Here is a 15,735-nt window from a genome sequence, read left to right as displayed (position 1 = left end):
GCGGTCCGCACGGCCGTTGAACTTCTACGCGCGTCAATCTCGTGTGTGGCGTGGGGAGTTGTCAAGGTTTCAGCGGTGTCCTGGAGGTGTCAGGGACATGAACCGGGCGGCATGGGTGGAAATCCGTCTAGGCTGAGCTGTTGGCACGGACGTCCCCGGCGGACTTCGGATCCTCGGGTCCGGGAACGCCCTGCGAGGTCCGGCGCCCGTCGCGGCCGACGGTGGCCCCACCGCCCGGCGCGGCCTCGGGCGGCAGCCCGCCTGAACCGCTTGCCCTGCTTGTCGTGGTTGTTCGGAGGAGAACCAGCCGATGTCAGACAGCTCCTTGCCGCCGGTGCGGCTGCTCTCCGAGGCCCAGCTGGCGCGGGACGCGCTCGCGGCGCCCCTGCTCTCCCGGGCCGCGCGCCTGGCCCGCTGGGCCGGCCCCGCCACCCGGGTCGGAGCGGGCGGCGAACTCGTCGAGGAACAGCTCCCCGAGGCCGCCGAGGTCCTCGCCCTCACCGGCGACGACGCGGCGGCCTTCGCCAGTGAGGCCTGGCGGGTGGCGGTCGACACCGGCCTCGTCGAGGTCCTCGACGAGGAGGAGGGGACCGTCGGTGCGGGCGAGGACCTCGCCGTGCTCACCTCCGGGGCCCCGCAGGACGTCCTCGCCGTGTGGCTCGGGGCCCTCGACACCGTCCTCGCCGACGCGAGCGTGCCCGACCTGGACGACCTCGTCGACGCCATGGACGAGAGCGGCGAGATCGACCTCTCCTCCCTGGACTGGGATCCCGAGGCGGAGGCCGAGTTCCTCGACGGAGTGCTCGGCAACCTGTACCTGCTCACCGTCGGCGAGGACACGGCCGGCGAGGTCCCGGTGCCGCTGCCCGCGCTCGCCGCCTCCATGATCGTGCCCGACGACATGGGGGAGCCCACCGACGACGTCCTGGAGCAGGTCTCGGACGCCATGATGCGGCTCGACGACCAGTTCCGGCTGCTGGAGCCCATCGGACTCGTCGCCTTCCAGCCCGTCGACGAGGCACTCATGGCCGACGCCGACGAGGAGCCGGCCGCCCCCGTCGACGACAGCGACATCGCGCGTTACGGCGTCGTCCGGCTGACCCCGCTCGGCCTCTACGGACTGCGCGCGCGACTGGCCGAGGCAGGCTTCGACGCCCCCGCCGTCGGCGACCTCGCGGACAAGGGCGCCGACACGCTCCTCGACGGCACGGCCGGATTCCCGCCGGCCGCCGCGCAGGCCGAGATCGAGCAGTGGCTCGCCCGGCGCGACGCCCTGCCCGCCGCCCAGGAACTGCTGTCCGCGGCCCGCGGCGCCGACGCGGGCGCGCCGCTGCGCCGCCTGCACTGCCAGCAGGCGCTCTCCCTGGTCGGCGCGGAGGCCGAGCCCGCGCTGCGCGCCGTGCTGGAGGACCCCGAGCTGGGGGGCCTCGCCCGCGTCTGGCTCTCCGAGAACGGCGCCCCCGACGTGCCCCCGCCGTCCGAGGACCTCGTCTTCTGGCTCACCATCGACACGGTCGCGGCCCAGCTCGCCGCCGAGGGGAACTCCGACGAGCTCCAGGCCCTCGTGGAGGGACTGGCCCAGCAGCACAGCGGCTTCTTCGACACCGCCTGGCGCGTCGGCCACCCGGCCACCCCGGACGTCCTCGAAGCGATGGGGCGCCTGCACCCCGACAAGAAGATCGCCAAGGAAGCCCGCAAGGCGGCGTTCAAGGCGCGGTCGCAGCAAGCGGGATGACGACCGGGCCCGGGTGCCCCCGCCGGGCGGCCGGGCACCGGTCCGGTCCGCGGCCACCGCGTCGGAGCGCCCCTACCGGCCGGGGGTCCCCACGGGCGAGGCCCGCCGCCCCGACGTCGGACCCGTGGTTGCCCGGCACGCTCCGCACCGGGCGACGGCGCCGATACGAGGCCCTGTTCCGGTGCGGATTCGGGGTCTCGTGGGACGGGACGAGCGGCCGGGTCGCCGCGGGAGGGCGTGCGGGAGCATCCCCTTCCGGGGCGGCTCCGGCGCGGAGCTGCGTGTTCCGGATGCGCCGGGTGGGTGGATTCATGGAAGCGGGACCCCTGAAGTCGGCGCGCGTTCAACTCGCGTTCAGGCGGGGGCGGGACGGTGTGGCCGCGTACGAGGTCGCCACCCGGCCCCCACGGCAGCCCGAGTCCACCGTCACAGGAGACATCACATGTCGCTCACCCGCAGGGACTTCGCCAGACAGTCCGCGATCACCGGTGCAGGCGTGGCCCTGGTCGGCAGCGTAGGCGCCCTCGCCACCGCTCCCAACGCGCTCGCGGCCACCGAGACGGACACCGAGGCCACGGGATCCGCGGAGGACCGGCACGGGCACGGACACGGCGTCGGCTACGGGCCGCTCGTCACCGACCCCGAGGGCCTGCTCTCGCTGCCCGCCGGGTTCACCTACCGCGTGATCACGCACAGCGGGAAGACCAGGCTGGAGTCGGGCGAGTTCACCCCCTCCAACCACGACGGCACGTCCACCTTCAGCGGCCCGCGCGGCGCCACCCTCCTCGTCAACAACCACGAACTGGCCGGCCCGCGCGACAAATGGCCCTACCCCGTGCCGCTCACCGAGGGCCTCGTCTACGACCCCGCCGCCGCGGGCGGCTGCACGGTCGTCGAGGTACGCCGGGACAAGGTGGCCGAGTGGGTCGGCATCGCCGGCACCGCCACCAACTGCGCGGGCGGCAACACCCCTTGGGGCACCTGGCTCACCTGCGAGGAGACCGAGGACAAGGCCGGCACCAACGGGTTCACCAAGGACCACGGCTACGTCTTCGAGGTCGACCCCGAGGACCGCCGCCGCAACCGCGACCCCAAGCCGGTCAAGGCGCTCGGCCGCTACGCGCACGAGGCCGTCGTCGTCGACCCCAAGCGCGGCCGCCTCTACCTCACCGAGGACGCGTCGGGCCCCAACGGCCTGCTGTACCGCTGGACGCCCCCGCAGGGCTTCGAGCACGGCCACGGACAGCTTCGTACGCTCGGCGACACCGACGGCTCGCTCCAGGCCTTCAAATGCTTCGACTCCGGCGGCCGTTACGTCGACGACCTCTCCCGCGCCTCGAAGATCGGCACCGTGTACGGCGTGGACTGGGTCGACGTCCCCGACCGTGACGCGAGGACGGTGTCCGTCCGCAAGCAGTTCACCGACGGCCAGGTCACCCGTGCCCGCAAGCTCGAAGGCATGTGGTGGGGCGACGGCGGGATCTACATCGTCTCCTCCTACGCCCGCACCGAGAGCCCGGGCCAGGCCCACGACGGCGCCGTCTGGTTCTACGACCCCACGCGCCGCACCCTGACGCTGAAGGTCCTCATCGGCGTGAACCCGGACCCGTCCGTCGACGGAAACTTCGACGGGCCCGACAACATCACCGTCTCCCCGTACGGCGGCCTCGTCATCGCCGAGGACGGCGAAGGCGTCCAGCACCTCTTCGGCGCCACCGAGAGCGGCCGTACGTACCCGATCGCCCGCAACGAACTCAACATCGGCACCGCCGAGGACCCCGAGTACAGCGAGTTCACCGGCGTCACCTTCTCGCCCGACGGCCGGACCCTCTACGCCAACATCCAGGTGCCGGGCATCATGGTCGCCATCACGGGGCCCTGGAAGCGGCAGAAGCGCGGCTGAACTCCCGCCGTATTCACCGGCGTTTAATTCGCTCGCCCGAATCGCGGCCGCCTGCCTAAAGTGATGAACGTCCAGGTGCGAAGGCAGGACCTACTTCCACTGATAATGGGGCGGCCGCGGGTTCGAGTCCCGTCACCGGCACAACGCGCCGGTGTAGCTCAGGGGTTGGAGCACCTACGTCGGTTCCGCCGACCTGAACTCTGGACACCACAACTTCATGCACCTCCCGGTGCGCGGGCTGCGGCTACTTCTCTTCCAAAGAATCCACGCCGCCGCCGACTTGATCTCGGGAGGCGCAGCTCATGGTGGGTGCCCGGTGCGCAGGCAACGGTTACTTCTGGATCGGACGGTTGCGGGTTCGAATCCCGTCATCGACTTCGGGTCGGTGTAGCTCAAACGGTAGAGCATCTGGCAATTTCCGTCGCCGACTCCTGATCTCGGGCACCCTCCCTTTTCTGTGCCTCCCTCCGAAACACTTCTGAATTCGGGGGAATTCACCATGGCACGCTTCAACATCCGCACCGCGAAGACACAGCCCGCCTCGCGCGTGACCTCCACCGGCCGCATCCTGCGCACACACCAGGGCGGCCGGGGACACGAGCGCGACGCGCGCTCCGAGCTCTTCCTGCTCGCGATCGGCAACTTCGTTTCGCAGCAGACCTTCTACGAGACCGGCTCCGCCCGCGACGACCGGTTCGCCGCGCTCGTACGGGAGCTGGCCGTCTCCGACCCGTCGTGGACGGCGGCCCTGCTCGGCTGGCTGCGCGCCGACGGCAATCTCCGCACGGCCTCGATCGTCGGCGCCGCCGAGTACGTCAAGGCGCGCCTCGACGCGGGAGTCACCGACGGCCCCGCCAACCGGCAGGTCGTCGACTCCGTACTGCGCCGCCCCGACGAGCCGGGCGAGCTGCTCGCCTACTGGACCTCCCGGTACGGCCGCAACGTGCCCAAGCCCGTGAAGCGGGGCGTCGCCGACGCCGTACGCCGTCTCTACGGCGCCAAGTCCCTGCTGAAGTACGACACCGCGTCCAAGGGCTACCGCTTCGGGGACATCCTCAACCTCGTGCACGCGGCGCCCGATCCGGCGAAGCCGTGGCAGGGCGACCTGTTCCGGTACGCGCTGGACCGGCGCCACAACCCGGACCGGGCCGAGGTCCCCACGTCACTGTCCGCGCTCGTCGCCCACCGCGAGCTGATGGCGCTGCCGTCCGCCGAGCGGCGCGCGGTGGTCACCGGTCCGGACGGCGCGCGGCGGCTCGCCGACGCGGGCATGACCTGGGAAGCACTGGCCGGCTGGCTCCAGGGGCCCATGCACAAGGCGGCCTGGGAGGCCGTCATCCCCTCCATGGGTTCGATGGCGCTCGTCCGCAACCTGCGGAACTTCGACGAGGCGGGTGTGAGTGACGAGGTGGCGGCGCGGGTCGCCGCGAAGATCAGCGACCCGGTGGAGGTCGCGCGCTCGCGGCAGTTCCCGTTCCGGTATCTGGCCGCGTACCAGCACGCGCCGTCGCTGCGCTGGGCGTATCCCCTGGAGCAGGCGCTCGGGCACTCGCTGGCCAACGTGCCCGCGCTGCCCGGGCGGACGCTGGTGCTCGTCGACCGCTCGGGTTCGATGTTCTACTCGCGACTGTCCGACCGCTCCGAGCTCAACCGGGCCGACGCGGCGGCGATCTTCGGTACGGCGCTGGCGCTGCGCGCTGCGGACGCGGATCTCGTCGAGTTCGGCACCAGCAACAAGCGGGTGCCGTTCCGGGCTGGGGAGTCGGTGCTGAAGGTACTGGAGCGGTTCGGGGACCTGGGGGGTACGAACACGAGTGAGGCGGTGCGGGCGCACTACCGGTCGCACGACCGGGTGCTCGTCGTCACCGACGAGCAGGCCGCGCACAGCTCGTTCGGTGACCCGACGGAGCAGGTGCCGGCGGATGTGCCGGTCTACACGTGGAACCTCGCGGGGTACCGCGCGGGGCACGGACCCTCGGGCCGGGGCGGTCGCAACCGGCATGTGTTCGGCGGGCTCTCGGACGCGGCGTTCCGGGTCGTGCCGCTGCTGGAGTCGGCGCGGGACGCGGACTGGCCGTGGGCGGTGGCCTGAGGCCGGCCCCGGCCCGCCCCCTCCCGCCGGACGCCGGGGGCGGGAGGAAAACTCAGCCCCCCGGCGTTTGAGGAGCGGGGTCCGGGCCCTGAGCCGGTGGGGTCGGAGGGGGCGCGAGAAGGTCCGGGACGGGGGACCCACCCCGGGGTCGAGGGGGATGACCTGCCGGGGTGGGGCCGGGGTCAGAGGGCCTGGGCCGCGGGCTTGACCATGCCGCGGACTGTGCGTCCCTTGACGAACTCGCCCATGGCGGTCATCTCCCACTCCCCGGAGAACTGCTTGACCAGCTTCGCCATCATCACGCCCGTCTGCGCCTCGGCGTTGGTGAGGTCGAAGCGGACGAGCTCCTCGCCGCTGGCGGCGTCGATGAGGCGGCAGTAGGCCTTGGCGACCTCGGTGAACTTCTGGCCGGAGAAGGAGTTGACCGTGAAGACGAGGCCGGTGACCTCCTGCGGGAGACGGCCGAGGTCGACGGTGATCACCTCGTCGTCCCCGCCGCCCTCACCGGTGAGATTGTCCCCGGAGTGCTTGATCGCGCCGTTCACGATCGACAGCTTGCCGAAGTAGCAGCTGTCGATGTGGTTGCGCTGCGGACCGTACGCGATGACCGAGGCGTCCAGGTCGATGTCCTTGCCGCGGTACGCGGGCTCCCAGCCGAGACCCATCTGGACCTGGGAGAGCAAGGGACGGCCGCCCTTGACCAGGGACACCGTCTGGTTCTTCTGGAGGCTGACCCGGCCCTTGTCGAGGTTGATCTTGCCGGCGCCCGGTGCCGCGGCGGGGGGCGCCGGGGGCGCGGCCGGGGCGGGCGGGGCGGAGAGGCGGGGGTCCGCGGCCGGCGCCGGGGGCGTCACGGGGGCCTGCGGTGCGGGGGCGGGCTGGGCGGCCGGAGCGGGCTCCTCCACGCTCACGCCGAAGTCGGTGGCGATGCCCGCCAGGCCGTTCGCGTACCCCTGGCCGACGGCGCGGGCCTTCCACACGCCGTTGCGGAGGTAGACCTCGACGATCACCAGGGCCGTCTCGGTGCCCAGCTGGGGCGGGGTGAAGGTGGCCAGCACCGCGTTGTCGTCCGCGTTGCGGATGGTCGCGGTGGGCTCGATGCCCTGGAAGGACTGGCCCGCGGCGTCCGGGCTCGCGGTGACGACGATCTTCTCGATGCCCGGGGGGACCGCGGCGGTGTCGACGATGATCGCGTCCGGCGCCGTGCCGCCGCCGGAGCGGTAGGTCACGCCGGGGCCGGTGGGCTGGTTGTAGAAGATGAAGTCCTCGTCGGAGCGCACCTTGCCGTCGGCGGTGAGCAGCAGGCTCGACACGTCGAGCCGCACCGGGGCGGTGACGTCCACCGTCACGCGCGAGACGGGGAGAGGGATGTTCGAGCCGGGGGTCATAGCTGTCATGACTGGGGTAACGAGCGGAGGCGCTTTACCGTTCCCTTACCCAAGAGTGAGTTGCGGGGGCGGCTCCGCGGGCGCCCCCGCCGCTCCGGTCTCCGGTCAGGGCACGACGACGATCTTCCGTCCGACGCCCGAGGCGAACTGCTCCAGGGCCCCGGGATAGCTGGTCAGCGGGAGGCGGTCGCTGATGAAGACCGACGGGTCGAGGACCCCCGTGGCGAAGAGCTCCGCCGCGCGCTCGAAGCTGTGCAGCACGGCCATCGAGCCGGTGATGGTGATCTCCTGGTTGTAGATGCGGTACGGGTCGATGGTGACCCGGGTGGCGTAGTCGGCCACGCCGAACTGGAGGAAGGTGCCGGCCTTGGCGACCCGGTCCAGGCCGTCCTGGATCGCGGCGGCGTTCCCGGTCGCGTCGATGACCAGGTCCCAGCCCTGCGGCCGGTCCAGCTCGTCGGGGTTCGCCGCCGACCCGGAGACGCCCAGCTGCCGGGCGGTGGCGAGACGCTCCGCGTTGAGGTCGACGACGTCGACGCTCGCGGCACCGGTGCGCTTGGCGAGCTCCAGCATCATCAGGCCCATGGTTCCGGAGCCGTAGATCAGGACGTGGGCGCCGAGCCGGGACTGCAGGACGTCGTAACCGCGCACGGCGCAGGAGAGGGGTTCGACGAGGGCGGCGTCCTGGGTGCGGACGTGCTCGGGGAGTTTCACGCAGTTCGCGACGGGGGCGGTCGCGTACTGGGCGGCGCCGCCCGCGGTGGTCACGCCGATCGCGGCCCACCGTTCGCAGAGGTTGTTGTGGCCCGTACGGCAGTAACGGCACTCGTAGCAGTACAGGGACGGGTCGACGGCCACCCGGTCGCCGACGGCGAGTTCGGTGACCTGGGTGCCGACGCCGACGATCTCGCCCGCGAACTCGTGGCCGGGCACGATCGGCAGCTTGGGCGCGAACTCGCCCTGGAGGATGTGCAGATCGGTCCCGCACAGGCCGCAGGCGGCGACCTCGACCACGACCTCGCGGGGGCCGGGCGTCGGGTCCGGGACCTCGGCGACGACGGCTCGGCCGACGGACTCGATGACTGCGGCCTTCATTTCACGGCTCCCAACGACAGGCCCTGGACCAGTTTGTCCTGGGCGGCGAACCCCGCGGCGAGTACCGGCAGGGAGACGACGAGCGACGCGGCGCACACCTTGGCCAGGAACAGGCCCTGGCTGGTGATGAATCCGGTGAGGAAGACGGGGGCGGTCTCGGCGACCACACCCGTGAGCACCCGGGCGAAGAGCAGCTCGTTCCAGCTGAAGATGAAGCAGATCAGGGCGGTCGCGGCGATGCCCGGCAGGGCGATGGGAGCGACCACGCGGGCGAGGACGGTCGGCAGCCGGGCCCCGTCGATCTGCGCCGCCTCGATCACCGCGACGGGGACCTCGGCGAGGAAGGACTGCATCATCCACACCGCGATCGGCAGGTTCATGGAGGTGTAGAGGATGACCAGCAGCCAGATGTTGTCCAGCATGCCGGTGTTCTTGGCGAAGAGGTAGATCGGCAGGAGGCCCGCCACGACGGGGAGCATCTTGGTCGACAGGAAGAAGAACAGGACGTCGGTCCACTTCTTCACCGGGCGGACGGAGAGCGCGTACGCCGCCGGGAGGGCGAGGAGCAGTACGCACAGGGTGGAGACGACCGATGCCACCGTGGAGTTGAGGAGCGCGGGCCAGGGGCTCGCGCCGCCGCCCGTGCCGAAGAAGTCCCGGTAGCCGTCGAGGGTGAGGGCGGCGCCGAACGCGGGCGGGTTCTTGGCCGCGTCGGACTCGGAGTGGAAGGACGTCAGCGCCATCCAGGCGATGGGCAGGAAGAACACGATGCCGAGTGCCCAGGCCGCCAGGCCCAGGCCGGCTCCCTTGGCGCGGCGGGGGCGGGCGTTCGTCGCGGTGCTGCTCATCAGCGGGACGCCTCCTCGCGGAACAGGGACGACACGACGCGCAGGGCGAAGGTCGCGATGATGATCGAGCCGATGACGACCAGGACGCCGGCGGCCGAGGCGAGGCCGTTCTCGTGGGCCTGGTAGAAGCTCTGGTAGACGGTGTAGGGCAGGTTCGCGGTGCCCAGGCCGCCCGAGGTGAGGGTGAACACCGCGTCGAAGTTCTGGACGATGTAGATCGAGCCGAGAAGCGCGCCCAGTTCGAGGTAGCGGCGCAGGTGCGGCAGGGTCAGGTAGCGGAAGACCTGCCAGTTGCTCGCTCCGTCGACCTGGGCGGCTTCCATCTGCTGGTGGTCGCGGCTCTGCAGGCCGGCGAGCAGGATCAGCATCATGAACGGCGTCCACTGCCAGACGAGCGAGGCCTCGACCGCGAGCAGCGGGGTGCCCGAGATCCAGTCGGGCTGAGGGCCGCCCACGTAGTGCAACAGCCCGTTGAGCAGGCCGTATTCGGGGTTGTAGAGCACGTGCTTCCACAGCAGGGCCGCCGCGACCGGGACGACCAGGAACGGGGCGATCAGCAGCGTGCGGACGATGCCGCGGCCCCGGAACTTCCGGTCGAGGAGCAGGGCGAGGGCCAGACCGACGACGAGGCTGACCAGGACGACGGTGACGGTCAGCAGGATCGTCGTCCAGACGGAGTGCCGCAGGTCGGCGTCGGTCAGGACGTCCGAGTAGTTGCCGAGGCCGGTGAAGTGGCGGGCCTTCGGGTAGAGCGCGTTCCAGTCGAAGAACGAGATCACCAGGGTGGCGACGAACGGGAGTTGGGTCACCACGATCATGAAGATCAGGGCCGGGAGCAGCGGTCCGCGTCTGGCCCAGGCGCGCAGCCGGGCCGACGGTTGTCCGAGGGTGCGTACGGGTGGCGCGGCCACGCGGGCCGTTGTCGTGGCGGTCATCGTCCCTCGTACTCCTTGGAGATCTTCTCGGCGAGTTTCTGGGACTTGCTCAGGGCCGCGTCGACGGACTGGCGTCCGGCGATGGCCGCGCTGATCTCCTGCGAGACCTTGGTGCCGAGGTCGGTGAACTCGGGGATGCCGACGAACTGGATGCCGGGAGCGGGGCGCGGCTGGACGCCGGGGTCCTTGGGCCGGGCGCCCTCGATGGCCTCGCGGGTCATGTCCTGGAAGGCCGCGGCCTCCTTGCGGTAGGCGGCGTTGGTGTAGGTCGAGGCGCGCTTGCCCGCCGGTACGTCGGACCAGCCGGCGGTGTCGCCGACCAGTTGCTCGTACTGCTTGCCGGAGGCCCAGGAGACGAACTTCCAGGCCTTGTCGGAGTTGTGCGACGCCTTCTGCATGCCCCAGGCCCAGGTGTAGAGCCAGCCGGACGACGCCGTCTTCTCGACCGGCGCGGGTACGTAGCCGAGCTTGCCCTTGACCGGGGAGTCCTTGGCCTCCAGCAGGCCCGCGGCGGAGGTGGCGTCGTACCACATGGCGGTCTTGCCCTGCGTCATGTTGTTGAGGCACTCGGCGAAGCCGGCCTGGGCGGCGCCGGACTCGCCGTGCTCGCGGACGAGGTTCACGTAGAATTTGGTGGCCTTCTCGAACTCGGGTGAGTTCAGGCGCGCTTGCCAGTCCTTGTCGAACCAGGTGCCGCCGAAGGTGTTCACGACGGTGGTGAGCGGCGCCATGATCTCGCCCCAGCCGGGCAGGCCGCGCAGGCAGATGCCCTTCATTCCCGACTCGGCGCCGTCCGCCTTCGCCGCGAGGTCGCCGACCTGCTGCCAGGTGGGGTGCGCGGGCATCTTCAGGCCCTTCGCGGCGAACACGTCCTTGCGGTACATGAGGAAGGACGACTCACCGTAGAACGGCTGCCCGTAGAGCTTGCCGTCGTCGGCGGTCAGCGACTGCCGCATGGGCTTGAGGACGTCCTGCTCGTCGTAGGCGCCGTCCTCGGCGACGTAGGAGTCCATCTCGTGCAGCCAGCCGTTGCGGGCGTAGATGGGTATCTCGTAGTTGGACAGCGTGGCGACGTCGTACTGGCCGGCCTGGTTGGCGAAGTCCTGGCTGATCTTGTCGCGGACGTCGTTCTCCGGCAGGACGGTGAAGTTCACCTTGATGCCGGTGTCCTTGGTGAAGTGGGCCTTGGTGAGCTTCTGCAGCTCGACCATCTGCGGGTTGTTCACCATCAGGACGTTGATGGAGTTCCCGCCGGAGCCCGCCCCGCCCGCCCCGGCCCAGCAGCCGGAGAGGAGCGGGGTGAGCAGCGTCCCTGCGGCGGCCGCGACGAGCAGTGCGCGCGGCCTCCGTCGGCTCGGGGTTCGCATGGATCACTCCTGGAGGAATGGGGAGACAACGGGCGGTGCGAGGCATGGGGGTGCCCCGGGGGGATGGATGTGGAGCGCGGTCGTTCGGTTGTCAGACGCGGAGGACCTGGGGGCCCTGGAGCGAGTAGCGGTGCGCCTCGGACGCCGGGAGCAGCGTGCTCGTGACGATCGCCTCCAGGGCGCTGATGTCGGCGAACCGGCAGAAGCTGACGGCGCCGAACTTGGTGTGCACCCCGGCGAAGACGGTGCGCCGGGACGCCCTGATCGCCTGCGCCTTGACCTCGCTGACGGCCGGGTCGGGGGTGGTGAGGCCGTGTTCGCGGGAGATGCCGTTGGCGCCGATGAAGGCCAGGTCGATGACGAAGCCGGCGAGCATCTTCGTCGTCCAGTGGTCGACGGTGGCGAGGGTGCCCGGCCGGACCCGGCCGCCGAGCAGCAGGACGCTCGTGTTCTCGGCCTCGGCGAGCGCGCCCGCGGTGGCGAGGGAGGCGGTGACGACGGTCAGCTGCCGGTCCCGGGGGAGTGCCTCGGCGATGAGCTGCGGGGTGAACCCCTCGTCGACGAAGACGGTCTCGGCGTCCCCGAGCAGTTCGGCCGCCGCGGCGGCGATCCGGCGCTTCTCGGGCACGTGGCTCGTGGTGCGGAAGGCGAGGGTGGTCTCGAAGCCGGCGCTCTCCACGGGGTAGGCGCCGCCGTGCGTGCGGCGTACCAGGCCGTGGTCCTCCAGGGTGCGCAGGTCGCGCCGTACGGTCTCCTTCGCGACGCCCAGGGTGCCGGCGAGTTCGGTGACGTCGACCGATCCCGTGCGGCGCGCGACCCGGACGATCTCGCGCTGCCGTTCTTCCGCCGTCATCGCCGTCATGGCCCTCACCCGCTCCCTCGCGCTCCGTCGCGCACTGCCCGTTCGGGCCCGGTGGAGCCCTTGAGGGAAGTTCTACAGCGGGTGTCGGCCACTGACCAGGCCTGTTGCCTGCCCGATCCTGCCCGGCTGTGCCCGTTCGGCCTCGTCGTCACCGGCGGTCGACCTGGGGCGGAGCGTGCGAAGGGGTGTGATCGGGCAGGGTCCGTGCCCGAACAGGGAGGCGGGCGGGCCCGTTCGGTGCCCGCCCGCCGTCTCGCCCACGGCCGCCGGTGTCAGTACGGCCAGATCGGCGGGTGCGTGGTGAAGTGGCCGCCCAGGTGGGCGTGGTCCGGGTTGTCCGGGTCGAGATCGCCCTGCTCGGCGATGAGTTTCTCGGCGTACGGTTCGGAGTCGTCGCGCGGCTCGTAGCCGAGGGCCCGTGCCGTCGAGAGGTCCCACCACAGGCGGGTGTTGGCGGAGGAGCCGTACACGACGGTGTGTCCCACGTCCTCGGCGGTGAGGGCGGCGTGGAAGAGCCGGGCGCCGTCCTCGGGGCTCATCCAGACCGACAGCATGCGCACACTGCTGGGCTCGGCGAAACAGGAGCCGATGCGCACCGAGACGGTCTCCAGGCCGTGCTTGTCCCAGTAGAGCTGGGCGAGGTCCTCGCCGAACGACTTGGACAGGCCGTAGAAGGTGTCCGGGCGGCGCGGGGTATCGACCGGGATCAGCGGATCGTCGCCCTGCGGGCGCGGGGTGAAGCCCACCGCGTGGTTGGAGGAGGCGAAGACGATCCGGCGTACGCCCTCCTCGCGCGCCGCCTCGTACAGGTTGTACGTCCCCTCGATGTTGGCCTGGACGATCTTGTCGAAGGAGGCCTCCAGGGAGATCCCCGCGAGGTGGACGATGGCGTCGACACCCCGTACGGCCTCCCGCAGCGCCGCCCGGTCCGCGAGGTCGGCGGTGATCGCACCGGGTTCGCCCTCGACGGGGAGCATGTCGAGCAGCCGAAGCCCGTAGCCGTACCGCGGCAGCAGTCCGCGCATCAGGGTGCCGAGTCCGCCGGCGGCGCCGGTGAGCAGAACGGTGCGGGGAGCGGGCATGCGGGGGTCTCCTCGGTGCGGGCCGGTGTGCCGGGGCGGGGGCTCCGTCGGGCGGTCGGCGGGGTGTCCGTCCGGCAATCGTATTCGTGTACGAGATTCACATCCGTGGACACGCTAAGGATCGCTGACGCGCTGCGTCAAGTGTCGCGCGGACGGGGGAAATCCGCCTCCGTGTTGCGCGTTTGCGCGCTTGACCGGCCCGGAGGTGGCGGCTTAGCGTGGGCGCGTTCAGAAATATAGACGTGGATCAGAAGCGTGCACTCGGTGGGCACCTTTTTAGGGAGAGTCCGTGACGTCAGCCCCTCTCGCCGCCCGGCTGAAAATCCCCAGCGGGCCGCTGTTCTTCCCCGTCACCGCGTACGGTCCCGACGGCGCCGTCGATCTCGACGTCTACCGGGAGCACGTGCGGCGCGGTGTCGAGGCCGGAGCCGCGGCCGTCTTCGCGGCCTGCGGCACGGGCGAGTTCCACGCGCTCACGCCCGAGGAGTTCGAGGCGTGCGTGCGGGCCGCCGTGGAGGCGACCGCGGGACGCGTGCCGGTGATCGCGGGCGCCGGATACGGCACCGCCCTCGCCGTCCGCTACGCACGCCTCGCGGAGGCCGCCGGGGCCGACGGGCTGCTCGCCATGCCGCCCTACCTCGTGGTCGCCGGGCAGGAGGGCCTGCTGCGCCACTACCGGGAGGTCGCCGCCGCCACCTCGCTCGACGTCATCGTCTACCAGCGCGACAACGCCGTCTTCACCCCCGAGAGCGTGGTCGAACTCGCCCGCACCGACGGGATCATCGGCTTCAAGGACGGCCTCGGCGACCTGGACCTGATACAGCGGACCGTGAGCGCCGTCCGCAGCGAGGTGCCCGGCGAGTTCCTCTACTTCAACGGCCTGCCGACAGCCGAACTGACCGGACTCGCCTACCGGGGCGTGGGCATCACGCTCTACTCCTCGGCGGTCTTCTGCTTCGCCCCCGAGATCGCCCTGGCCTTCCACCGGGCGCTGAACTCCGGGGACGACACGACGGTGAACCGGCTGCTGGACGGCTTCTACCGGCCCTTCGTCGACCTGCGGGCGCAGGGCCGCGGCTACGCGGTCGCCCTCGTCAAGGCCGGGGTCCGGCTGCGCGGACTGGACGTCGGCGAGGTACGGCCCCCGCTGCACGAGCCGACCGAGGACCACGTGAAGCAGCTCGCTCAGCTCACCGACCGCGGTTACGCGCTGCTGGAGGAGATGTGAGGGCGTCCGCGTTCCTGTACCCGTGGGACGTCAACGGAGATCCGCAGGCCGCGTCGAGGACCGCCGCGCTCGGCGTACGACAGGTGACGCTGGCCTCCGCCTACCACTCCACGCGCGCGCTGACCCCCCGCCACCCCCGGCACCGCGTCGTCACGGCCGAACACGCCGCGGTCCTCTACCCGTTGGACGAGGACCACTGGGCGGAACGCGCCCTGCGCCCCAACCCGGCCGGGGACTGGGCGCCCGGTGACGCGTACGGCGAGGCCGCAGCCGCGCTCTCCGCCGCCGGACTCGACGTGCACACCTGGGTCGTCCTCGCGCACAACTCCCGTATGGGGGAGGACCATCCGTCGACCTCGGTCGTCAACGCCTACGGGGACCGCTACCCGTGGGCCCCCTGCATCGCCCAGCCCGGCACCCGCGCCTACCTGACCGGCCTGGCCAAGGAGGCCGCGGTCCGCCCCGGTGCCGCCGGTACGGAACTGGAGTCGCTCGGCTGGTACGGACTCGCTCATCTGCACGCCCACGACAAGACCGGCGGCGTCCCGCTCGGGGACTCCGGCCACTACCTCATGTCACTCTGCTTCTGCGCCGCGTGCGCCGACGGGTACGACCGACACGGCCTGGACGCCGAGGAGTTGGCGTCCTTCGTGCGGAGCGCGCTGGCCCCGGTGTGGCGGGGCGCCCCGTCCGACGGCGGCTGGGCCGGAGTGGAGAAGCTCCTCGGGGCGGAGACGGCCGCGGCCACCCGTGCCTGGCGTGACGCGGTGGCCCGCTCGCTCCAGGAGGAGACGGTGCGGGCCGTACGCTCCGCCGCGCCCCCGGGCTTCCAGGTCCTGCTGCACGCCGACCCCGTCTCCTTCCACTGCGGCGCCAACGCCGGTGTCGACCCGCGGCACGTCCTCTCCGTGGCGGACGGCGTGGTCGTGCCCTGCGCCGGAGGCACGGGCCTGCTCGCCCCGTTCGCGGAGACGGCCGCCCCCGGGCAGGTCCTCGCCGCCAACTTCACCGTGGTGTCCGGAATGGGCGGTCACCCCGACACCCTCGCCACCGACGCGGCCCACGCAGTTGAACAGGGCGCGACCGAACTGCGCCTGTATCACGCGGGTCTGGCATCGGACCACGACTTGGAGACGGTGAGGCGAGCACTGACCCGCCGGTGATCCGGCGGGACGGTTCGGGCGGGCGATCCTGCCCCTT

Annotated in this window: 12 protein-coding genes and 1 tRNA gene; 6 read left to right on the top strand and 7 right to left on the bottom strand. The window is 71.5% G+C overall.

The window, feature by feature from the left end; translation table 11 throughout:
• Positions 1-310: 310 nt before the first annotated feature.
• The 4 genes from ACIRQH_RS38630 to ACIRQH_RS38615 all read left to right on the top strand — a co-directional run bounded on the left by ACIRQH_RS38630 (position 311) and on the right by ACIRQH_RS38615 (position 5,730).
• Entirely contained in the window at positions 311-1,735 is a 1,425-nt protein-coding gene (locus tag ACIRQH_RS38630) for a hypothetical protein (protein WP_388881344.1), read from the top strand.
• A 442-nt stretch (positions 1,736-2,177) separates the two neighbouring features.
• Positions 2,178-3,638 (top strand): alkaline phosphatase PhoX, encoded by a 1,461-nt coding sequence (locus ACIRQH_RS38625; protein ID WP_388881347.1) that lies wholly within the window; start codon positions 2,178-2,180, stop codon positions 3,636-3,638.
• Between the two features lie 68 nt (positions 3,639-3,706).
• A tRNA-Ile gene (locus ACIRQH_RS38620) sits at positions 3,707-3,776 on the top strand.
• Positions 3,777-4,137: 361 nt separating this feature from the next.
• Positions 4,138-5,730, top strand: coding sequence for a TROVE domain-containing protein (locus ACIRQH_RS38615; RefSeq protein WP_404230038.1), 1,593 nt, complete (start codon positions 4,138-4,140; stop codon positions 5,728-5,730).
• 182 nt (positions 5,731-5,912) lie between these two features.
• Here the strand turns inward: ACIRQH_RS38615 and ACIRQH_RS38610 are convergent, their stop codons facing one another.
• From ACIRQH_RS38610 to ACIRQH_RS38580, 7 genes are all read right to left on the bottom strand, one after another.
• Positions 5,913-7,118, bottom strand: coding sequence for a TerD family protein (locus tag ACIRQH_RS38610; RefSeq protein ID WP_358822111.1), 1,206 nt, complete (start codon positions 7,116-7,118; stop codon positions 5,913-5,915).
• A gap of 105 nt (positions 7,119-7,223) precedes the next feature.
• The gene (locus ACIRQH_RS38605) at positions 7,224-8,213 is read right to left on the bottom strand and encodes a zinc-dependent alcohol dehydrogenase family protein (RefSeq protein ID WP_388934273.1); all 990 of its coding nucleotides are present in this window, start codon (positions 8,211-8,213) and stop codon (positions 7,224-7,226) included.
• On the bottom strand, positions 8,210-9,061 hold the full coding sequence (locus ACIRQH_RS38600) for a carbohydrate ABC transporter permease (RefSeq protein WP_358822104.1): 852 nt from the start codon (positions 9,059-9,061) through the stop codon (positions 8,210-8,212). Before ACIRQH_RS38600 ends, ACIRQH_RS38605 begins: the two co-directional genes overlap by 4 nt.
• Positions 9,061-9,996, bottom strand: coding sequence for a sugar ABC transporter permease (locus ACIRQH_RS38595; RefSeq protein ID WP_358822103.1), 936 nt, complete (start codon positions 9,994-9,996; stop codon positions 9,061-9,063). The genes ACIRQH_RS38600 and ACIRQH_RS38595 overlap by 1 nt, the downstream gene beginning before the upstream one ends.
• Positions 9,993-11,363, bottom strand: a complete 1,371-nt coding sequence (locus ACIRQH_RS38590; protein ID WP_388881355.1) for an ABC transporter substrate-binding protein — start codon at positions 11,361-11,363, stop codon at positions 9,993-9,995. Before ACIRQH_RS38590 ends, ACIRQH_RS38595 begins: the two co-directional genes overlap by 4 nt.
• 91 nt (positions 11,364-11,454) lie before the next feature.
• Positions 11,455-12,225, bottom strand: coding sequence for a DeoR/GlpR family DNA-binding transcription regulator (locus ACIRQH_RS38585; RefSeq protein WP_355876475.1), 771 nt, complete (start codon positions 12,223-12,225; stop codon positions 11,455-11,457).
• A 272-nt stretch (positions 12,226-12,497) separates the two neighbouring features.
• Positions 12,498-13,307 carry an NAD-dependent epimerase/dehydratase family protein gene (locus tag ACIRQH_RS38580; protein ID WP_404230033.1) on the bottom strand — a complete coding sequence of 270 codons (810 nt, stop codon included), beginning with the start codon at positions 13,305-13,307 and terminating at the stop codon, positions 12,498-12,500.
• 289 nt (positions 13,308-13,596) lie between these two features.
• Here ACIRQH_RS38580 and ACIRQH_RS38575 point away from each other — a divergent pair, with 289 nt between their 5' ends.
• A complete protein-coding gene (locus ACIRQH_RS38575) occupies positions 13,597-14,535 on the top strand; it encodes a 5-dehydro-4-deoxyglucarate dehydratase (protein WP_388881361.1) in 939 nt (312 codons plus the stop codon).
• A complete protein-coding gene (locus ACIRQH_RS38570; RefSeq protein WP_388881364.1) occupies positions 14,532-15,698 on the top strand; it encodes a hypothetical protein in 1,167 nt (388 codons plus the stop codon). The genes ACIRQH_RS38575 and ACIRQH_RS38570 overlap by 4 nt, the downstream gene beginning before the upstream one ends.
• Positions 15,699-15,735: the final 37 nt, after the last annotated feature.

The sequence above is a fragment of the Streptomyces sp. NPDC102279 genome, from assembly GCF_044766365.1.
Classification (GTDB): domain Bacteria; phylum Actinomycetota; class Actinomycetes; order Streptomycetales; family Streptomycetaceae; genus Streptomyces.
This window is presented reverse-complemented; position numbering and strand designations above follow the sequence as displayed.